This window comes from Umezawaea sp., assembly GCF_036375055.1.
Lineage (GTDB): Bacteria > Actinomycetota > Actinomycetes > Mycobacteriales > Pseudonocardiaceae > Umezawaea.
In genome coordinates this window covers 1-20,070 of record NZ_DASUSQ010000180.1, presented here as the reverse complement: position 1 = coordinate 20,070, position 20,070 = coordinate 1, and the positions used below count along the sequence as shown (strand labels likewise).

18 protein-coding genes are annotated in these 20,070 nt (G+C 69.6%); 10 read left to right on the top strand and 8 right to left on the bottom strand.

The genetic code is table 11. The annotated features are described in order from the left end of the window. Positions 1-26: 26 nt before the first annotated feature. Positions 27-2,015 carry a thioredoxin domain-containing protein gene (locus VFZ92_RS41765; protein WP_330883653.1) on the top strand — a complete coding sequence of 663 codons (1,989 nt, stop codon included), beginning with the start codon at positions 27-29 and terminating at the stop codon, positions 2,013-2,015. A 73-nt stretch (positions 2,016-2,088) separates the two neighbouring features. Further along, on the top strand, positions 2,089-2,655 hold the full coding sequence (locus tag VFZ92_RS41760; protein ID WP_330883651.1) for a hypothetical protein: 567 nt from the start codon (positions 2,089-2,091) through the stop codon (positions 2,653-2,655). Positions 2,656-3,380: 725 nt separating this feature from the next. On the opposite strand, the gene trhA is transcribed toward VFZ92_RS41760, so the two are convergent. Continuing rightward, positions 3,381-4,010, bottom strand: a complete 630-nt coding sequence (gene trhA, locus VFZ92_RS41755; protein WP_330883772.1) for a PAQR family membrane homeostasis protein TrhA — start codon at positions 4,008-4,010, stop codon at positions 3,381-3,383. A 159-nt stretch (positions 4,011-4,169) separates the two neighbouring features. Here trhA and VFZ92_RS41750 point away from each other — a divergent pair, with 159 nt between their 5' ends. Then, complete coding sequence (locus VFZ92_RS41750) at positions 4,170-4,949, top strand: isoprenyl transferase (RefSeq protein ID WP_330883649.1); 780 nt, start codon at positions 4,170-4,172, stop codon at positions 4,947-4,949. A gap of 438 nt (positions 4,950-5,387) precedes the next feature. Here the strand turns inward: VFZ92_RS41750 and VFZ92_RS41745 are convergent, their stop codons facing one another. Next, positions 5,388-5,636 carry a hypothetical protein gene (locus tag VFZ92_RS41745; RefSeq protein ID WP_330883647.1) on the bottom strand — a complete coding sequence of 83 codons (249 nt, stop codon included), beginning with the start codon at positions 5,634-5,636 and terminating at the stop codon, positions 5,388-5,390. 705 nt (positions 5,637-6,341) lie between these two features. On the opposite strand from VFZ92_RS41745, the gene VFZ92_RS41740 reads away from it, so the two are divergent. Next, positions 6,342-6,707, top strand: coding sequence for a hypothetical protein (locus VFZ92_RS41740; RefSeq protein ID WP_330883645.1), 366 nt, complete (start codon positions 6,342-6,344; stop codon positions 6,705-6,707). A gap of 808 nt (positions 6,708-7,515) precedes the next feature. Further along, positions 7,516-7,872, top strand: coding sequence for a hypothetical protein (locus VFZ92_RS41735; protein ID WP_330883643.1), 357 nt, complete (start codon positions 7,516-7,518; stop codon positions 7,870-7,872). A 498-nt stretch (positions 7,873-8,370) separates the two neighbouring features. Here VFZ92_RS41735 and VFZ92_RS41730 read toward each other — a convergent pair whose 3' ends face one another. Continuing rightward, positions 8,371-8,793, bottom strand: coding sequence for a hypothetical protein (locus VFZ92_RS41730; RefSeq protein ID WP_330883641.1), 423 nt, complete (start codon positions 8,791-8,793; stop codon positions 8,371-8,373). On the opposite strand from VFZ92_RS41730, the gene VFZ92_RS41725 reads away from it, so the two are divergent. The 5 genes from VFZ92_RS41725 to VFZ92_RS41705 all read left to right on the top strand — a co-directional run bounded on the left by VFZ92_RS41725 (position 8,786) and on the right by VFZ92_RS41705 (position 14,220). Further along, positions 8,786-9,016 carry an LPXTG cell wall anchor domain-containing protein gene (locus VFZ92_RS41725; RefSeq protein WP_330883639.1) on the top strand — a complete coding sequence of 77 codons (231 nt, stop codon included), beginning with the start codon at positions 8,786-8,788 and terminating at the stop codon, positions 9,014-9,016. The genes VFZ92_RS41730 and VFZ92_RS41725 overlap by 8 nt on opposite strands. 415 nt (positions 9,017-9,431) lie before the next feature. Further along, complete coding sequence (locus VFZ92_RS41720) at positions 9,432-9,818, top strand: hypothetical protein (RefSeq protein ID WP_330883637.1); 387 nt, start codon at positions 9,432-9,434, stop codon at positions 9,816-9,818. A gap of 378 nt (positions 9,819-10,196) precedes the next feature. Beyond that, a complete protein-coding gene (locus VFZ92_RS41715; protein WP_330883635.1) occupies positions 10,197-11,159 on the top strand; it encodes a lysyl oxidase family protein in 963 nt (320 codons plus the stop codon). A 74-nt stretch (positions 11,160-11,233) separates the two neighbouring features. Then, positions 11,234-12,472, top strand: a complete 1,239-nt coding sequence (locus tag VFZ92_RS41710) for a DUF885 domain-containing protein (RefSeq protein ID WP_330883633.1) — start codon at positions 11,234-11,236, stop codon at positions 12,470-12,472. A gap of 458 nt (positions 12,473-12,930) precedes the next feature. Then, a complete protein-coding gene (locus VFZ92_RS41705; protein WP_330883770.1) occupies positions 12,931-14,220 on the top strand; it encodes a PhoH family protein in 1,290 nt (429 codons plus the stop codon). A gap of 64 nt (positions 14,221-14,284) precedes the next feature. Here the strand turns inward: VFZ92_RS41705 and VFZ92_RS41700 are convergent, their stop codons facing one another. The 5 genes from VFZ92_RS41700 to VFZ92_RS41680 all read right to left on the bottom strand — a co-directional run bounded on the left by VFZ92_RS41700 (position 14,285) and on the right by VFZ92_RS41680 (position 19,010). Beyond that, positions 14,285-14,629, bottom strand: coding sequence for a hypothetical protein (locus tag VFZ92_RS41700; protein ID WP_330883631.1), 345 nt, complete (start codon positions 14,627-14,629; stop codon positions 14,285-14,287). 96 nt (positions 14,630-14,725) lie between these two features. Continuing rightward, on the bottom strand, positions 14,726-15,643 hold the full coding sequence (locus tag VFZ92_RS41695) for a hypothetical protein (RefSeq protein WP_330883629.1): 918 nt from the start codon (positions 15,641-15,643) through the stop codon (positions 14,726-14,728). 126 nt (positions 15,644-15,769) lie between these two features. Continuing rightward, positions 15,770-16,555, bottom strand: coding sequence for an ABC transporter permease (locus tag VFZ92_RS41690; RefSeq protein ID WP_330883627.1), 786 nt, complete (start codon positions 16,553-16,555; stop codon positions 15,770-15,772). Continuing rightward, on the bottom strand, positions 16,552-17,511 hold the full coding sequence (locus tag VFZ92_RS41685) for an ABC transporter ATP-binding protein (protein WP_330883625.1): 960 nt from the start codon (positions 17,509-17,511) through the stop codon (positions 16,552-16,554). The genes VFZ92_RS41690 and VFZ92_RS41685 overlap by 4 nt, the downstream gene beginning before the upstream one ends. A 59-nt stretch (positions 17,512-17,570) precedes the next feature. After that, the gene (locus tag VFZ92_RS41680) at positions 17,571-19,010 is read right to left on the bottom strand and encodes a GuaB1 family IMP dehydrogenase-related protein (RefSeq protein WP_330883623.1); all 1,440 of its coding nucleotides are present in this window, start codon (positions 19,008-19,010) and stop codon (positions 17,571-17,573) included. Positions 19,011-20,070: the final 1,060 nt, after the last annotated feature.

The window sequence follows — 20,070 nt, the reverse complement described above, 5'->3', positions numbered from 1 at the left end:
GGCGCGGGCGAATTACTGTGGACGGCATGACGAACCGGCTCGCGTCTTCCACCAGCCCGTACCTCCTCCAGCACGCCGACAACCCGGTCCACTGGCAGCCGTGGGGGCCGGAGGCGTTCGAGGAGGCGGTGCGGCGGGACGTGCCGGTGCTCCTGTCGGTCGGCTACGCGGCCTGCCACTGGTGCCACGTGATGGCGCACGAGTCGTTCGAGGACGAGGCCACGGCCGCGTACATGAACGAGCACTTCGTGAACGTCAAGGTGGACCGCGAGGAGCGGCCGGACGTGGACGCGGTCTACATGGAGGTCACGCAGGCCATGACCGGCCACGGGGGCTGGCCGATGACGTGCTTCCTCACGCCCGCCGCGGAACCGTTCTACGCGGGCACCTACTACCCGCCGCGGCCGCGGCCGGGGTCGCCGTCGTTCCGCCAGGTGCTGGAGTCGATCGCGTCGGCGTGGACCACGCAGGGCGACGAGGTGCGCGAGTCGGCGGCGGGCATCGCCGCGGAGCTGGCGCAGCGGGGCGGTCCGCTCCAGTCGTCCACAGTGGACGAGGAGGTGCTGTCCGGCGCGGTGGTGTCGCTGCTGGGCGAGTACGACCGCAAGCGCGGCGGGTTCGGCGGCGCGCCGAAGTTCCCGCCGTCCATGGTGGTCGAGTTCCTGCTGCGCCACCACGAGCGCACCGGCTCGATCCAGGCGCTGTCGATGGCCCGCGCCACCTGCGACGCGATGGTCGCGGGCGGCCTGTACGACCAGTTGGCGGGCGGCTTCGCGCGGTACTCGGTCGACGCCTCCTGGGTGGTGCCGCACTTCGAGAAGATGCTGTACGACAACGGTTTGCTGCTCCGCGCGTACACCCACCTCAGCCGCCGCGACGACAACCCGCGCTACCGCGAGGTCGTCCGCGACACCGCCGAGTTCCTGCTGCGCGACCTGACCACCCCGCAGGGCGCGTTCGCCGCGTCGCTGGACGCCGACACCGACGGCGAGGAGGGCCTCACCTACGTCTGGACGCCCGCGCAGCTGGTCGAGGTGCTGGGCCGCGAGGACGGCGAGTGGGCGGCGGAGGTCTTCGGCGTCACCCCGGAGGGCACCTTCGAGCACGGCACGTCCACCCTGCGCCTGGCCGAACCCGTCAGCGGCGAGCGGTGGGACCGCGTCCGCTCGGCCCTGTCGGAGGCCCGTGCGAGGCGCGCGCAGCCGGGCCGCGACGACAAGGTCGTGACGGCGTGGAACGGGTTGGCCGTCTCGGCGCTGGCCGAGGCGGGCGCCCTGGTCGGCGAACCCCGCTGGGTCGAGGCGGCCGCGCGGGCCGCCGACCTCCTGCTGGCCGTGCACGTGGTCGACGGCAGGCTGCTGCGGACGTCCCGCGACGGCGTGGCGGGCACCGCGGCGGGCGTGCTGGAGGACTACGGCTGCCTGGCCGACGGTCTGCTGGTGCTGCACCAGGTCACCGCCGACGCGCGCTGGCTGGACGCCGCGTGCGGCCTGCTCGACAAGGCGCTCGTGCACTTCTCCGACCTGGAGGCGCCGGGCGCGTTCTACGACACCGCCGACGACGCCGAGGCGCTGGTCCGCCGTCCGTCCGACCCGACCGACAACGCCAGCCCGTCGGGCGCGTCCTCCCTGGCCGCCGCGCTGCTGACCGCGTCGGCGCTGGGTCCGGAGCGCGCCGGCCTCTACCGCACGGCCGCGGAGCACGCCGTCGCGCGGGCGGGCCTGCTCGCCGCCAGGGCGCCGAGGTTCGCGGGCCACTGGCTCGCCGTCGCCGAAGCCCTGCACGCGGGCCCGGTCCAGGTCGCCCTCGTCGGCACGTCCCCCGACCTCGTGTCCGCCGCCCGCGTCGGGATCCACGGCGGGGGCGTGGTCGTCGCGGGCGACCCGGACTCGGTCCCGCTGCTGGCCGACCGCCCGCTGGTCGACGGCGGTCCCGCCGCGTACGTGTGCCGCGGCTACGTGTGCGACCGGCCGGTGACCTCGGTGGACGACCTGGTGGAGGCCCTCCGCCGATAGCGAACGCCCTCGACTTCCACCGTTGCAGGCGTAGCGTTGTAATCAAGTAATCGACGTTACGAGAGGGGTCGACATGGGACGCGGATGGGGCCCCGGACGGGGCAGGGGCGGGTGGCAGCAGGCCGACCTGCCGTCGGCGGACGACGCCGCCGCGTGGTTCACCGGGCGGCTGCCCGACGGCTGGTTCACCGGCGCGCCGGACGTCGTCGTCGACCGCGAGGAGATCCTCGTCGTCGGCACCCTGCCCGACCTGGAGGGCGAGTTCGCCGACGACGCGGAGCGCTCCGCCGCCGAGTCGGGCCGGATCAGCCGGTACCGCGAGCAGACCAGGGACGAGCGCATCGAGATCGCCAGGCAGGCCGAGCACCGCTACGGCCGCAAGGTCGCCTGGGGCGCCAGGCTGGGCGGCACCGAGGAGCTGTTCACCACGCTGTCCGTGCCGGTCATGACCAGGCTCAGGCAGCCGGAGCGCAAGGTGCTCGACACGCTCGTCGCCGCGGGCGTGGCGAGGTCGCGCTCGGAGGCGCTGGCCTGGGCCGTGCGCCTGGTCGGCGAGCACGCCGACACGTGGCTGGGCGAGCTGCGCGACGCGATGTCGAAGGTGGACGACCTCCGGGCCCAAGGTCCGGATCTGGGCTGACAAGTCAACCTGAAAGTGGCGCTCACCAGTGTGAACGCCACTGTCCAAACCTCAAGCATTCCCCAAGTAGTGCTCCGCTGACGGGGCGTTCTGGTCCACACTCGGTGCGTGGGGCCAGGGGGATGGGGAACGCCGCTGACCGGTCTGGGGGCCGGTCAGCGGCGGGGGTCGTGTCGAGACCGGTCGCCCGAGCTGCGAACTCGGCGTCCCCTCGAAGGCCTGGCCCGACCAGGTCAGGAGCAGATCGCGAACCAGGTGGCGATGTCCTGACGCCTCGTTCGCGGCTCGCGCCCGGCTTCGGTCGTTCGAAGCTTCGACCAGCGAAAACAGCACTCGTTAGTTCTCGCTGATTCTCGCCGCCTCCTGACGTCCCACGGCCTGTGGACGGCCTGGCGAAGATCAACCAGTCCCAGGGCACCACCCCGGTGCGAAGCTGATCCCTGCGGCCAGCGGTGGCGGGTCAGGGCACGCACTCCCGCCTGGTCCTCACGACGGAGGGGGCGTGCAGGCGGCAGACGTTCACCACGAGCGTCCGGCGTTCGAGACGGCCGGCCTGGAGTACCGCGAGCAGGAAGACGGGATGCACGGGCTTCGGCACCCGATGCCGTCCAGCCACGACAAGAGCCGCAGGGCCACCGATCGCCTGTTCAGGCCGGGGAAAGCGCAGGAGTGGCGGCCTGGAGACGGCCTGACCTTGGAAATCAAGCGTCTCCAGGCCCCTGACGTCAGCCTGAGTAGATCGCGAACCAGATGGCGATGTAGTGGCAGAGGGCGGCTACGACGGTGGCCGCGTGGAACACCTCGTGGAAGCCGAAAACGCCTGGCCAGGGGTTGGGCCAGCGGATTCCGTAGAACACGCCGCCCACGGTGTAGAGCAGGCCGCCGACGATCACGAGGACGAGGGCGGCGACGCCCGCGTTGTGCATGATGTCCGGCAGCACGAACACGGCGACCCAGCCGAGGGCGATGTACATCGGGACACCGACCCACTTGGGCGCGTGCGGCCAGGCCAGCTTGAGGACGACGCCGCTGACGGCACCGATCCAGACCACGGCCAGCACGACGTTCCCGGTGTTCGGGGGCATCGCGAGCAGGGCGAACGGCGTGTAGGTGCCCGCGATGAACACGAAGATCATCGAGTGGTCGAGGCGCTTCATCCACGTGCGGGCGCGGACGCTCACCCAGTCGACGCGGTGGTAGATGGCGCTGATGCCGAACAGGCCGAGGACGGTCGCGCCGTAGATGGAGGTGGCCAGGGCCGCCTTCGCCGACACCGTCGAGGCGGCGAGGGCGATGAGCGTGGCTCCCGTGGCGAGGGAGATGTAGAAGGACCAGACGTGCAGCCACCCGCGCATCCGGGGCCGCAGCGCCGGAACAGGCTGGCGGGCGGGCGTCGTTGAGGTCACACATTTGAGGTTACGGCACCGTAGGTTGTGTCGCAGTGGTCGTGCGGTGAACTTCACGCCTCCCTCGCCCGCTCGTGACCCGGCTCACGCGGCGTAGGCTCTCTGGTCGTGGGGCTCCTCAAGCAAGTCCGGGACGTGATGTCCCGCGTCTACGAGTACCGGTTGAACAAGTGGCTCGTCGACAAGCAGCGTCCGCGCCACGTGGGTGTCGTGCTGGACGGGAACCGGCGCTGGGCCAAGGAAGCCGGGTTCACCGACGTCGTCCACGGCCACCGGGTCGGCGCGCGCAAGATCCTCGACCTGCTCGGGTGGTGCACCGACGCCAACGTCGAGGTCGTGACGCTCTGGCTCTTGTCGACGGACAACCTGGACCGTCCCATCGAGGAACTGGGTCCGCTGCTCGACATCATCGCGGACATCGTGGACGAACTGGCCGAACCGGGCAATCCGTGGCGGGTCAGGCACGTCGGCGCGCTGGACATGCTGCCCACGGAGACCGCGGCCCGGCTGTCCGCCGCGGCCCTGCGCACGACGGGCCGCACGGGCCTGGAGGTCAACGTCGCGGTCGGCTACGGCGGCAGGCAGGAGATCGCGGACGCGGTCCGCAAGCTGCTCCAGCAGCACGTGGAGACCGGCGGCACGATCGAGGAGCTGGCCGAGGTCCTGGACGTCGACCACATCGCCGAGCACCTCTACACCTCCGGCCAGCCCGACCCCGACCTGCTCATCAGGACGTCGGGGGAGCAGCGGCTGTCCGGCTTCATGCTGTGGCAGTCGGCGCACTCGGAGTTCTGGTTCTGCGAGGCCTACTGGCCCGCGTTCCGCCGCACGGACTTCCTGCGGGCCCTGCGCGACTACGCGATCCGCCACCGCCGGTTCGGCTCCTGACGCTTCCCGCACCGTGAACGAGGGGTGGTCCGCTCGGAGCGGGACGCCCCTCGTTCGGCTGGTGGTCGCTTTTACTGGACGTGGCGCCACCCCGCACGACGAATCGCGATTTCCTCATCCGGAGTTCGCCTGCGATTCGGGCGCCTGCCTTCTTCCGAGTGAGGCGGTGGCTTTCCCGTGCGCTTCGGATTCTTCCGGTTCACGTCGGCAATGGGCGTGATCGGAGTGGTCGGTTCAATTCGAAGATGTTTCGCCACCACCCCGGAACGGGGAATGAATCGGGACTGGTAGCGTGAGAGCCGATGAGGCCCCTGGAGGTTGAAGCTCCAGGGGCCTCATCGGCTCCGTGTACCGCCAGGTAGACCGCGGCCCTGGCGCGTCGGTGGACCACCGGGTGGTGGCCGGACGCGTCGGAGCGGCGCGATCGCTGCTCGGGTGCTAGATCAGGCCGCCGAGCAGGCCCGTGAGCAGGCCGTGGTGGTGCCAGCCGTAGTGGTGGTGGTGGCCGTCCCAGCCCCAGTCGTCGTCCACGCTGCTGTAGACCACGTGGGACGACGCGCCGTCGGGACCGACCGTGCTCGTGGACTCGTAGTACTCCGCGTCTCGGACCGTGTCCAGTGTGTCGGCGGAAGCGATGCCGCCCGCCGCCAGGGCGAGAGGAATGGACAGGGCACCCGCAACGATCATGCGATTGATCCTGCGCATCGTGGGACAACCTCCAAGGTTGAGTACGAGAACTACATTTCGAAAGGTACCCGCCCCGAGCTGAATTGCTTCCCCGGTCACCACATCGTGTGATCCACGTATTCCGAAGTCGGTTTTGTCCCGTGTCTTTCGTTTTTGCTGCACTGTGCGTGACGGTGTGGATAAACGTCACCTGTGTGGGGGTCGCGCCGAGTGGTTGGTGCTGGTGAGCGTGTGCGGGATCGGCCGGTTGCCTCGTTACTTGCCGATGTGAAGCAATGTGATCAAGGGGTGATTTTCGCGCAGTGGAATCAGGAATTGGGCGGCGGGGGACCGGGGTGGGCGAACCCGGACCGCGGGCCCGCCCTCGCGCGCGGAGCCGACGGCGGTCGGACACCCTGTCCACCGCACCACCGGAGTCGTGAACGGGATTCGTCTTCGTTCGGGGTCATGCGTACAGGTGAACTCGGCCCGGCGGCCGTCGCGCACCCCGCGGACGATCTTCCTGCGGCAGAGGGGGATTCGTTCGACTTGAGGGCTTCGGCCGGACTTCTCGGGTGAGCTGCGTCACGGCGGTTCGCTGTGCGGGCACCGCGCGCACCGGCAGCATGACAAAGGGGGACGACGCGGCGGCCGGTTCGCCCACCGCCCGGATGTCCTTGTCGCACAAGAAGAACGCTCATCGCTCAGCAGATCCAAGGAGTCGTTGTGAAGATCTCCCTCCGTCGTGTCGTCGCGGCCTGCGCGCTCGCCGCACCCCTCGCCCTCGGCACCAGCGGTGTCGCCCTGGCCGACGCCTACGAGGCGTACGACGCTTCGGCGGGTCCCGACGGCGCCTCGCTGGACATCGTGGAGGCCGCGGGCCACCACCACGACTACTACGGCGGCTTCCCCGGTGCGGGCGGCGCGCTCGTCGAGTTCCACTCGGTCGCGGGTCCGGACGGGGTGAGCAGCGAGTGGCTGTACGCGACGGTCGGAGAGGACGGCGAGGTCACGTACGTCCAGGGCCAGGACACGGCCGGTCCCGACGGCGCCACGTCCACGGGTGTGGCGGCCGCCGGTTCGGACGGCTGACCCCGCGGACCGCGCGGCGGTGTCCCGGACGGGCACCGGCGTGCGGTCCGCACCGGACCCGCGGGGTGGCAGGGCGCTCGACGATCACGTCGCGCCCGGCCACCCCGTTCGCGTGCGCGCCCAGCGGCAGGGCCGCGGTCGGGTCGGGCGGCGACCGGTTCCGCGAGGCGAAGGCGCGGCCGCCCCTCGCCGGGCCGGGGCCGTGCCCCCGGTCCCGCTGGACCGGGCGGACCCGCCCCCGCTGCGGGGCAGGTCGGCGAACGACTTCCCAGCGGGCACCGGTGCCCGCTGGCCCGGTTCCCCGGTTCCGGTCGGATCACCAAGTCCCACAACGGATCCGCGTCCGCCGTGCTCCCGGACGCCACCGGTTCGCGCGCCTTCGGCGGTGATCGCGGTGGGCGAGACGCCCGGAACCCGCTCCGCCGTGTACTGGCGGCCAACGACGACGCCCGGTTGCCGGAGCGTTCGTCGCGTTCGGGTAACAGGTCCACTCAAGAAACCGCCAATTCTGCTACGAAACATAACTGCGTCAGCCGTTATGGCACTCCTGGGTCACCCGAATAGGTGGCCGAATACTCACTGTGCGAGTAGGTCGCACACGATGGTGTTGCCGAGTGGATTTGTCCTTGGGGGGCATGTATGTTCGTCCCACGGCAATCGTATCGCTGTTAGTTAGTGCGGTTCGTTTCCTTGGACGGCCTGAGTTCTGGGTTTTCGTTCGAGTTTCGTTGGGTGCTCCTAAGTTGGGGTTCTACTCAAGCGATTGCCCTTTGGGTCGGTATCTAGATTTCTTTTTGGGGAGTTCTCCGTGTTGAAGAAGTTCGGTACGGTGGCCCTTGCCACCGCAGCAGGTCTGATGGCGCTCGGTGGCGCGGCTTCCGCGGCCCCCGTTGTGGGCAACGTGGACAGCGTCGACCACGGCCAGTTCGGTCAGGTCGGACTGCTCAACCTGAACAACACCGACGTGCTGCACAACGTCAACGCCGTTGTGGGCGCCTGCGACAACAACATCAACGTGCTCGGCGTCCAGGTGCCGGTCGAGGATGTCGCCAACGGTCTCAACGTGCCGATCCTCTCGCCGGGCGAGAGCGAAGCCGTCAGCGCGTCCCCCGACGTGTGCGCCAGCGGTGGCATCATCGACGGTGGGACCGGTCAGAACAACTGACCGTCATTCAGGCGGCCTCATTCGGAGGCCGACGCTGATGTGGCCGTAGGTTCTTGATGTGGCCTTGAAGCGGTGGTGCGTTCCTCGATCCGAGGAGTTCCGCACCACCGCTTCGCCGTTTCTCCAGGTGCTCTGACCTGCGCTGACAGGTCCCCGAAGCCCATTCCCCGCGTGCGAGTTCGGTGATGGTGTCCCGAACTGCCCGCCGCGGCTGGTCGTTCGTCCTGATTTCCCGCGTCGGCGGTACCGCGTGAGCCGCTCGTCCAGCGGCACCGGTTGGCAAAGCGACTCAACCGAGTGTCACTCTCTGGAACGAGTTTTACACTCGAATCGGTGGCTTTGCCGGTAAATGACTGCGACGAACGGGTTCAATTGCCATTCTAATCTCATGCCTGCTGGGAAACTGCGTACAATGCTCAGGTTTGTTCAACTGACGAGTGCCGTTCTGGCGATCGTCGTCGTCGGGTCCACCACCGGGTTCGCGGAGTCGTCCGGCGGTCAGCCGCAACCCCCGGCCACCGAGCGAGGGGTCGAGCACTGCGACTCGCAGCCCTCCTGGCACCCGGAGTGCGGTACCGGCGACTGGTACCCCAACCCCCCGGTCCACACGCCGCCCCCGCACTCGAACTGGGAGCACGGCGAGACCACGACCCCGGAGTGCCCGCCCGGCCACTCGCCGCTGGAGCACGGGGAACCGCAGTGCGAGACGACGACCACGTCGCCGAGCACCACGACCACGACCACCAGCACGACGACGTCGTCGAGCACGACCACCACCACGCCGAGCACGACCACCACCACCCCCAGCACCACCACGACCACGCCCAGCACGACCACCACCACGCCGACCTCGACGACGACCACCACGTCGGGGACGACGAGCAGCACCACGTCGAGCACGACGACCCCGAGCGTGGTCACCGACAGCTCGTCGAGCAGCACCTCCACCACCCCGACCCACGTCACCTCCACCACCCACCAGGGCGGTCGCTGGCACGGGGGCTCGGGTGACCGGGTCGCCGCTGGGCCGGACCGCCTGGCCCACACGGGTGCGCCCGGTGGCTGGCTGGCCCTCGTGGGCCTGCTGCTGCTCCTGGGCGGCAGCACGCTGATGCTGATGTTCCGGACCCGCAAGAACGCCTGATCCGGTCGCGGGGCCCGCGGTGGACCACCGCGGGCCCCGCGTTTCGGGGAACGACCGCGCGGCCGGCTCCGGAATCGCTGTGACGATTCCTCACAACCGTGTTCCGATTCGCTGGAAAGCGAAGGTCGTGGCCGGACGAACAGTGCTTTCCAGTTCTGATGTCAAATTCGAGCGAGCCGCCGATCTGCCGTCTGTGGCGCTGGTCTCGATCTTGTTCCCGTTCTCGCCTGCCTTCACTCGATTAGGTGGTACACGATCGGGGTCATGGGGTGGAAAGTGGACCATGGGCCCTGTACGTTCGCCATCACGGCCTTGTCCCCGACAGCCGTTTCCCACGAGTCATGGCGGCCAGCGGGTTAGTCGTGGGCCTCAGTGATTTATTCGTTAGCGAACCAACCACTTAAGGATTTATCCAGTGCTCAAGAAGATGGCTTCCGTTGTTGCCGCCACTGCGGCTGGCATGGTCATGCTCGGTGGAATGGCCAACGCCACGACCGGCGTCCCGGCCGAGGAGCACCACGACGACATCGTGGGCAACGGCCACAGCGTCGACCAGAGTGACTTCGCCCAGGTGGGCCTGGTCAACCTGAACAACACCCAGGTGCTGGAGAACGTGAACGCCGTCGCAGGCATCTGCGACAACAACATCAACGTGCTCGGCGTGCAGGTGCCGATCGAGGACGTCGCGAACGGCCTCGACGTGCCGGTCCTCTCCCCTGGCTCCAACGAGGCCGAGAGCGTCTCGCCCGACATCTGCAGCACCGGTGGCGTCATCACCGGTGGCACCGGCCAGAGCAACTGATCGCAGACTGAGCAGTCGCCATCCCCCCGGCGGCCTCGGATCTGACTCTCTTGCAGCGCTTGCCAAGCCGTGGTGCGGGGCCCGATCGTCCGGGTCCCGCACCACAGCTCTGCGGGGGGCGGAACGTCCACGCCGGTCGACGGCGTGAAGGCCGTTCGCCGACCACGCACGGGTCGGCCAACGGCGGTGCGGCACCCGGCGCGTCCGGGGCGCCGCCGGACCGGGCGTGATCCTCCCGGCGAGACCGGGAGTCGGGCCACCCCGGTGGAAGTCCTTCCGCGGCAACCGAAGGACGTCACCCACGACGGGCGCTGGTCCCGCTGCGGTGTGGCGCGCCGCGGCCCACGTCGTCACACCAGTCGAGGAAGCGGAGCGCGGATGCTGTCGGACAGCAAGCCCAAGAGGGTCGTCGTCGCCGCGTTGGCGTTCGCGGCGCTGATCACGACACCCGCCGCGCGCGCGGACGACAGCCGTCTGCTGCCGGACCTGCGCCAGGCGCCCGTGGGGTGCCCCGGCGGTTTCAGCGGCGACCCGAGCACGTGCCGCGACTGGGACGTGTGCATGGTCCTGGACGCGTCCAACCCGAGCGGTTCGTGCGCGAGCTTCGGCCCGGCCCAGGCCGTGCGGCTCCGCTTCACCAGCTCCGAGGACAACGTCGGCGACGGCCCGCTGCTGATCTTCGGCCACCGCGACGACACCGAGCAGCCCACCATGGCCGTGCGCCAGGCGTTCCAGACCAGGGGCTCGGACGTCCTGCCGGACTCCTTCGCCGCGGCCCAGCACGCCACCACGAACTCGATGTACTACGAGCCCGCCCGGTCCCACCAGCACTGGCACCTGATGGACTTCGAGCGCTTCCAGCTCCGCAACCCCGCCGGTGACGTCCTCGTCGCGGACCGCAAGAACGGGTTCTGCCTGGGCGACCGCTACCGGACGCACGACGCGGGCAGCCTGCCCGGCACGCCGACCGGGACCACCAGTCCGACGGCGAAGCTGGCCACCTTCCTGCGCGGCAACATGTGCAAGCACCACGAGGTCGACGCCCTGGACGTCGTCGAGGGGATCTCGGTCGGCAGCGGCGACGACTACCGCCTGGACGTCGACTTCCAGTGGCTCGACATCACCGCCGTGCCCTCGGGCGTCTACGACGTGGTCAACACCGTCAACGACGACCGCAGGCTGGTCGAGAAGGACTACGGCAACAACACGTCGTCGATCGCCGTCTCGATCCAGTGGCCCTCGGGGGCCGCCTCCGCTCCGTCGCTGATCACCAGGCCGCCCAAGGTCTCCCTGATCCGCAGCTGTCCCGGCCAGGCGCGGTGCGCCGCACCGCCCCGCTGAACCGGTCGGCCCGCCCCGGTCCTCGGCCCGGCGGATTGTCCTGTTCGCGCTGGTCCTCCTAGGCTCCCCTGCTCATGGACGTCAACCAGCTGGTGCGCGAGTACCAGGTGCTCGGGCTGAGACTCGGCCGCCTGTCGCCGGGCCTCGTGGACTCCTTCACCGGGGACCAGGGGCTGCGTCGCCAGGTGGACGACGAACCGAGGCCGCACCCGACCGCGCTGGCCGCCCGCGCGGGCCTGCTGCGCCGTGAACTGGTCGGCAGCGAACTGGCCGAGCCGCGTCGCCGGTTCCTCGACGCGCACCTGGTCGCGCTGGAGTGCACCGCGCGGAAGCTCGCGGGGGTCCGCATCGGCTACGTCGACGAGGTGGCCGCCTACTTCCAGGTGCGGATCCGGCCGGGCAACGAGGACACCTACCGCGCCGCCCACGCCCAACTGGACGACCTGCTGCCGGGGCCGGGCAGCCTGGCCTACCGGCTCGCGGAGTTCCGCTCCCTCGACGAGGTGCCGCTCAAGCGGCTGGACGGCGCCGTGCACGCCCTGTCCAGCGCCCTGCGCGACCTGGCCCGCGAGCGCTTCGGCCTCCCGGACGGCGAGGTCGTCGAGTACCGGATCGTGCGCGACAAGCCGTGGAGCGGCTTCAACTACTACCTGGGCGGACTCAGGTCCGTCGTGGCGATCAACGCCGACCTCGGGCACCGCATGTCGAACCTGCCGCACCTGGTCGCGCACGAGTCCTACCCCGGCCACCACACCGAGCACTGCCGCAAGGACGTCGGCCTGGTCGGCCGCCGGGGCTTCGCCGAGCAGTCGATCTTCCTGATCAACACCCCCCAGTGCCTGATGGCCGAGGGCATGGCCGACCTCGGCCTGCACGCGCTCGTCGGCCACGGCTGGGGGGCGTGGACCGAGGAGATCATGCGCGACCTCGGCCTGCGGATGGAGGGCCCGCTGGCGGAACGCGTCGAGGCGGCCACGTCCGGGCTCGCCGCGGTCCGGCAGGACGCCGCCCTGATGCTGCACGACCAGCGCGCCGACCAGGCCGACGTGATCGCCTACCTGTGCCGCTGGCTGCTCGTCCCGGAGCGCAGGGCGCGGCAGATGGTGCGCTTCCTGGCCGACCCGCTGTGGCGCGCGTACACGACCACCTACGTCGAAGGGGTGCGGCTCGTCAGGGCGTACCTGGACGCCAGGGCGCCGGGCGTGTCGCTTGCGGACAGATACCTGACCGTCCTCGATGAACCTCTGGTGCCGGAGATGTTGCGGGAAGAAGTCGAGACAGGGGTGTCCTGGCTGCCCCGTGACTCCGCGTGATCATGGGGCTGATGTGACAGAACGTGCCCTGAGCTGCGCGAACGCCACATCTGCTGGGCCAAGTGGAGTCCGTTTCGGCCGCCTGATGACCCACTGCGGCGGCGGATGACCGTTCGGCGAGCAGAAGAGGAATTCACGAATCACCTGTGTGGCTCCCTGCACAGGGAGCACTTTCGAAGGTAACTTTCGAACTGGCGGGACGCGACCACTGCGGACCGCGCAGGGAGGCCCTGATCGTGGCAACTGGCGCGAGGGGGCCGGCACCCGGCTCTCGCGGTCGGCTCGCCTGAAGGTAGGCGGTCGATCGATCGGGGTTGGTGCCTGGCCCAGCGAGGAACGGACGCGGGTGCCGCGTTCGTGAGGGAGTTGCCGTGAACGCACGACGACCCGCGAGCCGTTCCTCAGGCTCACCGCGCACTACTTCTCCGGACAGCGACGCACCCACCACCCGCACGTTCGTGGTGGACACGTCCGTCCTCCTCTCCGACCCGATGGCGACCACGAGGTTCGCGGAGCACGAGGTCGTGCTCCCGCTCGTGGTGATCAGCGAGCTGGAGGGGAAGCGGAACCACCCCGAGCTGGGCTGGTTCGCCCGAGAAGCGCTGCGACTGCTCGACGACCTCCGTTTGCGGCATGGTCGCCTGGACTCCCCGGTGCCGATTGGCGATGTCGGTGGAACCCTGCACGTCGAGCTCAACCACACCGATCCGGAGGTGTTGCCCGCCGGTTTCCGCACCGACTCCAACGACGCCCGCATCCTCGCGTGCGCGCTGAACCTGGCTGCCGAGGGACGTTCCGTCACCCTGGTCACCAAGGACATGCCGCTGCGCGTCAAGGCGGGGGCCTGCGGCCTCGTCGCGGACGAGTACCGAGCTCACGACGTCACCCTGTCCGGCTACAACGGCATGTCGGACGTGGACGTCGACCAGACCGTCGTGGACGCGCTCTACCGGGACAACACCATCGACCCGGCGCTGCACGACCTGGCCGACGTGGCGGAACTGCCCTGCCACAGCGGCCTGCGCCTGCTCGCGGGGTCGTCGAGCGCGCTCGCCCGCGTCACGCCGGACAAGCAGATCAGGCTGGTCAGGGGTGATCGCGAGGCGTTCGGCGTGCACGGCCGGTCCGCCGAGCAGCGCATCGCCCTCGACCTGCTGCTGGACCCCGACGTCGGCATCGTCTCGCTGGGCGGACGAGCCGGGACGGGGAAGTCGGCACTCGCGCTGTGCGCGGGCCTGGAGGCGGTGATGGAGCGCAGGCACCACCGCAAGGTCGTGGTGTTCCGCCCGCTCTACGCCGTCGGCGGTCAGGACCTGGGCTACCTGCCCGGTTCCGAGAGCGAGAAGATGCAGCCCTGGGCGCAGGCGGTGTTCGACACCCTCGGCGCGCTGGTCAGCCAGGACGTGGTCGAGGAGGTCATGGACCGCGGGATGCTGGAGGTCCTGCCGCTGACCCACATCCGCGGCCGGTCGCTGCACGACTCGTACGTGATCGTCGACGAGGCGCAGTCGTTGGAGCGCAACGTCCTGCTGACCGTGCTGTCGAGGCTGGGCACGAACTCGCGGGTGGTCCTCACCCACGACGTGGCGCAGCGCGACAACCTGCGCGTCGGCAGGCACGACGGCGTGGCCGCCGTGATCGAGAAGCTCAAGGGGCACCCGCTGTTCGCCCACGTCACGCTGACCCGGTCCGAGCGGTCGCCGATCGCCGCGCTGGTCACCGAGATGTTGGAGGACTACTCGAGCTAGTGGCGTGACGGAGGAGGGGGCGTCCGCACCGGTGGGCGCCCCCTCCTCCGCGTTCGGCCGATCGTCAGCCGCCCAGCTCGCGTTCCACCGAGGTGAGGACCTCGGGTTCCAGGGTGGGTTTGCCCGATTCGAGCAGCCACCGCTCGAGGTCCCGGTTCGGGTCCGCGGCGTACTCGGTCGTCTCGCCCCTGGTCTTCTGCACGACCCCCTTCTGCACGAGGACGACCTCGTCGCCCGCTCGCACGATGAAGCCCCGGTAGCCCAGGTTGTTCGCCACCTGCCCCGAGGTCGCCGCCGGGAGGCCGTCCACCCTCTCCCGGAAGGTGGACGCCTGCGCGTCCGGCAGCGACCACGTCGGGTTGGGCCTGCCGGAGAAGACGTCGAGTTCGACCTCGGTTTTCTCAGGCACGGTCCTGCCCTCCCCGGACGGTGTCGAAGCGCAAGCCGAGGCGAGGAGCACGAGAAGTGTTCCTGCCATGAATCGGCGTGTGTCGATTGAATTCTCCTATGCCACTAACGCGGTGCTGTTGTTCTGGTAGAAGTACCCGCAAAAATTGGTGTAGTTGCCGCGGCAGATGTTGTTCGGCGCGTATCCCGTGCCGTTCTCCTGGTAGATCGCGTGACCGCAGTCGTCGGTGTACTTCGCCGGGGTGCCGCCCGGCTTGTGGCCCCACCACCAGTTCGGGCCGCCGGTCACCAGGCGGTAGAAGTGGTAGTCGACGTTGGGCCAGATCACCATCGCGATCGTCAGCGTGTTCGTCTGGCAGCCGTCCTGCCACCCGTCCGCCCGCAGCCCGTCGGTGCAGCCGCCGCACGTGATGGACGTCGCGGGCCGCCCGCCACGCCTGCCGGGCAGCGCGTAGCGCACGCCCGCCAGGTGGTTGCTGGCGAAGCAGTAGCAGTTGTTGCGCGTCACGTTCTCCGGCTGGTTGAACAGGTCGGCGTTGGCGCTGAAGTAGTTCGATCCGCAGGCCCACCAGGTCGCGCCCCTGGTGGAGGACCCTTCGCCGCCCCCCTCGGGACTGTCCGGGTTCTCCTCGTCGTCCTGCTTCTCGCGGCCGCCGAACCCGGTCGCGGGCTGGGTCGGGTCGACCGTCCTGCTGTCGACCCGCGCGATCCCCTGCGTCGCGGCCTCCTGGAGCACGTCGGTCACGCCGCTGTCGCGGTAGCTCTCCGCGGTGCCGAGGAGCCACTGGGCGGCGGGCTCTGTCGCGGGCTTGCTGCCCACGCGGAACTCCTGGGGCAGCGACAGCGACCGCTCGTCGCCGTCGGTCTTGACCGTGCGGATGATCAGGCCGCGGTAGCCGAGGCTGAACTGCTCGTCGGCCGTGGCGGCGGGTGAGAGTTGGGAGGGGTCGGCCGCGACGCGTTCGAGCAGTTCGCGTTCGTGGGCTTCGGAAAGGATCCAGGTGGGATTGGGCATTCCGGATAAGATGTCGAGTTCGACTTCGAGCACGATGACACCCCCGTGTGGCACGTGTTGTTCCCCGATGAGGGCTCAATATATACCCGGAGTGCCGTGAAATGAACGAGGACTTTTGCCCCCTTTTTAGTCCAATGCGCGACGCATAAAACCCTTCATGCCGAGCGCGCCGAAGCCGACGATGGACGCCACGATCACCAGCAGGCACACGCCGAGGGGGATGTGCGGCACGTCGGGCGCCAGCACGGCCCTCATGCCCTCGCTGACGTAGGTGAGCGGGTTCAGCGCGCACACCACCTGGAACCAGCGGGTCTGGTCCAGCGCCTGCCACGGGAACTGCGAGGAGCCGGTGAACAGCAGCGGCGTGAGGATGACCGCGAACATGATGTTGATCCGGCGCGGCGGGACGGACGTGCCGATGACCATGCCGACCGCGGCGCCCGCGAGCGAGCCGAGGCAGATCACCAGGAACGCCATCGGCAGCCCGGCCACCGGCCACGTGACGTCGAGCAGCAGGAACCCGATCGGCACCATCAGGATCGCGGCGAGGAGGCCGCGCAGCCCGCCGAACACCATCTTCTCGACCGCGACCAGCGGGATCGGGATGGGCGCGAGCAGCCGGTCCTCGATCTCGCGGGTCCACGAGAAGTCCAGCACCAGCGGCAGCGTCGTGTTCTGGAGCGCGCCGAGGAAGCCGTTCATGGCGACGATGCCGGGCAGCAGCACGGCGGCGAAGTCGCCCTGCACGAACCCGATGTCGCCGAGGACCTTGCCGAAGATGAAGAGGATGAAGAACGGCTGGATCAGCACCTGCGCGAGGAAGCTGGGCATCTCGCTGCCGGTGACGAACACGTCGCGCCACAGGATCGCGCGGAACGTGCGGATCGAGACCGACGCCGGGGTCGCGCTCATCGGAGTTCCCTGCCCGTCATCTGGATGAACACGTCTTCGAGGCTCGGTTTGCCGATCGCGAGGTCGCTGACCTCGACGCCCAGCTCCTCCAGCGTGCGCAGCACGAGCGGCAGCGCGACGGCGGCGGTCGCGTCGGCGTAGACGCGGAACGTGCTGCTGCCCGCCACGTCCTCGACCCGCACGACGGCGTCGAGACCGCTCAGCGCGGCCGTGACCACGGCGGGGTCGGTCCCGAGCGGGTTGGTGGTGACGCTGATGGTGGTGCTGCCGGGCAGCGACGACGTCAGCTTCTCCGGGCTGTCGAGCGCGAGCAGCTTCCCGTGGTCGACGATGCCGACCCGGTCGCACAGCTTCGCGGCCTCGTCCATGTCGTGCGTGGTCAGCACGATCGTCACGCCCTCCTGCTGGAGCGCCGCCACCCGGTCGTGCACGAACAGCCGGGCCTGCGGGTCGAGGCCCGTCGACGGCTCGTCCAGGAACAGCACCCTCGGCCGGTGCATCAGCGCCCGCGCGATCATCAGCCGCTGCGCCTGCCCGCCGGAGAGCGTGTCGACCAGCGCCTTCGCGTGGTCCTCCAGGCCCATCTTGGCCAGGATCTCGTCGGCCAGCCGCACCCGCTCGGCCCGCCCGATGCCGTGGTAGGCCGCGTGGAACAGCAGGTTCTGCCGGGCGTTCAGCGTCCGGTCCAGGTTGTTGCGCTGCGGTACGACGGCCAGCAGCTGCCGTGCGCGCTGCGAGTCGGCGTTCACGTCCACACCGCACACCAGGGCGCGACCCGAGGTGAGCCGCACCCTGGTGGTGAGCACGCCGACGGTCGTCGTCTTGCCCGCACCGTTCGGTCCGAGGAGACCGAACACCTCGCCGGGCGGCACCGTGAAACTCAATCCGTCCACAGCGGGCTTCTGACCCGACCTGTAGACCTTCACGAGGTCCGAGACCTCTACCGCTTCGTCCACGCCGCACAGCGTAAGCGCGGCCGCACTTCTTCTTTCAGCACCTGAACATTGTTCGGTTTTTACCAACCGCCGGGCAGGGGACGCCCTTCCGCGAAGCCCGCGGCCGACTGGACGCCCAGCACGGCGCGCTCGTGGAACGCCTCCAGGTCCTCCGCGCCCGCGTACGTGCACGACGACCGCACGCCGGACGTGATGGCGTCCAACAGGTCCTCGACGCTGGGCCGAACCGGGTCCAGCCACATCCGCGACGTCGAGATGCCCTCCTCGAACAGCCCCTTGCGGGCCCGGTCGAACGCGTTGTCGGTGCGGGTGCGCGCGCTGACGGCCCGCTTCGACGCCATGCCGAACGACTCCTTGTAGAGCCTGCCGGACTCGTCGCTGCGCAGGTCGCCCGGCGACTCGTACGTCCCCGCGAACCACGAGCCGACCATCACGCTCGACGCGCCGGCCGCCAGCGCCAGCGCCACGTCGCGCGGGTGCCGCACGCCGCCGTCCGCCCACACGTGCTTGCCGAGCCTCCGAGCCTCCGCCGCGCACTCCGCGACGGCCGAGAACTGCGGCCTCCCCACACCGGTCATCATCCGGGTGGTGCACATCGCGCCGGGGCCGACACCGACCTTGATGATGTCCGCACCCGCTTCCACCAGGTCGCGGACACCTTCGGCGGTGACCACGTTGCCCGCCACGACCGGGACCGCCGGGTCGTGCCTGCGGACCGCCTGGAGCGCGGTGAGCATCTTCTCCTGGTGGCCGTGGGCGGTGTCGACGACCAGCGTGTCCACGCCCGCCTTGAGCAGTTCGGCCGCCTTCGCGCCCACGTCCCCGTTCACGCCGACCGCCGCCGCGACCCGCAGCTGACCCCGCTCGTCCAGCGCGGGCTTGTAGACCTCGGCCCGGAGCGCGCCCAGGGCGGTGAGTACGCCTGCCAGGACCCCGTTCTCGTCCACACCGAGGGCCACCCGCTGGGTCCGGCCGTTCAGGTGGTCGAAGACGTCGCGGGGCGCGGTGTCCAGGGGGAGGGTGAGGACGTGCTCGTCCGCCACCTCGGACAGGCGGGTGAAGCGGTCGACGCCCGAGCACGCCGCCTCGTCCACGACACCCACCGGCCTGCCGGCGTGGTCGAGGACGACCACCGCGCCGTGGGCGCGCTTGTGGATCAGGTTGAGGGCGTCGGCCACGGAGTCGTCCGGACTGAGGACGAGCGGCGTGTCCCAGACCGGGTGCCGGTCCTTCACCCACGCGACGATGCCCGCCACGACGTCCGGCGCCACGTCCTGGGGGAGGACCACGAGGCCGCCGCGCCTGGCCATGGTCTCCGCCATGCGCCTGCCCGCCACGGCGGTCATGTTCGCCACGACCACCGGGATGGTCGCGCCGGTGTTGTCGGAGGTGGAGAGGTCGACGCCGAACCTGGATTCCACGGCCGAACGGCCCGGTACCAGGAAGACGTCGTCGTAGGTCAGGTCGTAGCTGGGGCGATGCCCTTCGATGAACCGCACGAGGACTGAATGCTACGCGGGAAGTGGGGGTTTTGCCGGGGGTTGGGGGTGAGGGGGTGGGTGGTTGCGGTTTTAGGCGTGGTTGGTGCGGGTGCGGTGGCGGGTGAGTGCGGTGGCGGGTGTGGGTGACAGGTGAGGTGGCGGCGGGGTGGCGGGTGTGAGTGCGGTGGCGGGTGTGAGTGCGGTGGCGGGTGTGGGTGGGTGCCGGGTGTGGGTGGGTGGTTGGCCTGGAGTCGCTGTCGTCGGGGTGGGGTTGGGCCGCCGTTGTCGGGTGCCGGAGTCGGGTTGGGTGGATGTGGCGGTTGGTGACCGTTGTGGGTGGGTGGGCTCAAGTCGCTGTTGTCGGTGCCGGGTTGGGCTGCTGGTGTCGGGAGCGGGGCGGACCGGGTTGGGGTGTTGTGTCGGGTTGGTCAGGTGGGTCTCCCTCACCCCGCTCGCGCGATTGTCTCGATCGTTGATCTTGGTTTGTCAAGGCGGGAAAGATGCCTTGACAAACCAAGATCAACGAGGAGGGCGCTTCGGATCGGGGTGAGGGAGGGTCTGCTCGGTACACGTGGGAGCGGGTTGGGTGCTTTCGTGTGAGGAGCGGGCAAGTTGGGTCCTGGGTAGGGGAGCGAGTTGGCGGTCGGGCGATGACGGCGGGTGACCGCTCTGCCGAACCTGCGACGGCTCCGGTTGGTCACGGCGCTTTCTGGAGCGATGAGCCGCTGGATTCCGTTGGCCGCGTGAAGGCTGATCACCTGGGTCGTGTGCGTCGGTTCGGATGTCGCTGGTTGCCTGGGGGCGGTGCGGTCCGGATGCTTCCGGTCGTTGGAGAACCGGACGTCGCTGGTTGGCTGGGTGCGGCGGTCGGGCGGCGGTGGCTGGCTGAACTCGGTGGATCACCAAGGCTTGGTTGATCACCAAGGCTTGGTCGGTCGGCTAGCCGGGTTCGATCGGCCGGGCCTGGTCGCCCCTGGGTTTCGGCGGTTGCCTGGGCCCGTTGGTTGGCTGGGCTGCGGCGGTTACCTGGGGTTGGTCGGTTACTTAGGCCTGGGTCAGTCGGCCAGCCGGGCTCGGT

What these genes read in the sequence shown, in the direction of transcription:
- VFZ92_RS41710 (WP_330883633.1), top strand. Translation starts at nt 11,234, where the DNA reads ATGGACGTCAACCAGCTGGTGCGCGAGTACCAGGTGCTCGGGCTGAGA.
- trhA (WP_330883772.1), bottom strand. Translation starts at nt 4,010, where the DNA reads ATGCGCGGGTGGCTGCACGTCTGGTCCTTCTACATCTCCCTCGCCACG.
- VFZ92_RS41690 (WP_330883627.1), bottom strand. Translation starts at nt 16,555, where the DNA reads ATGAGCGCGACCCCGGCGTCGGTCTCGATCCGCACGTTCCGCGCGATC.
- VFZ92_RS41715 (WP_330883635.1), top strand. Translation starts at nt 10,197, where the DNA reads ATGCTGTCGGACAGCAAGCCCAAGAGGGTCGTCGTCGCCGCGTTGGCG.
- VFZ92_RS41695 (WP_330883629.1), bottom strand. Translation starts at nt 15,643, where the DNA reads ATGCCCAATCCCACCTGGATCCTTTCCGAAGCCCACGAACGCGAACTG.
- VFZ92_RS41745 (WP_330883647.1), bottom strand. Translation starts at nt 5,636, where the DNA reads ATGATCGTTGCGGGTGCCCTGTCCATTCCTCTCGCCCTGGCGGCGGGC.
- VFZ92_RS41760 (WP_330883651.1), top strand. Translation starts at nt 2,089, where the DNA reads ATGGGACGCGGATGGGGCCCCGGACGGGGCAGGGGCGGGTGGCAGCAG.
- VFZ92_RS41765 (WP_330883653.1), top strand. Translation starts at nt 27, where the DNA reads ATGACGAACCGGCTCGCGTCTTCCACCAGCCCGTACCTCCTCCAGCAC.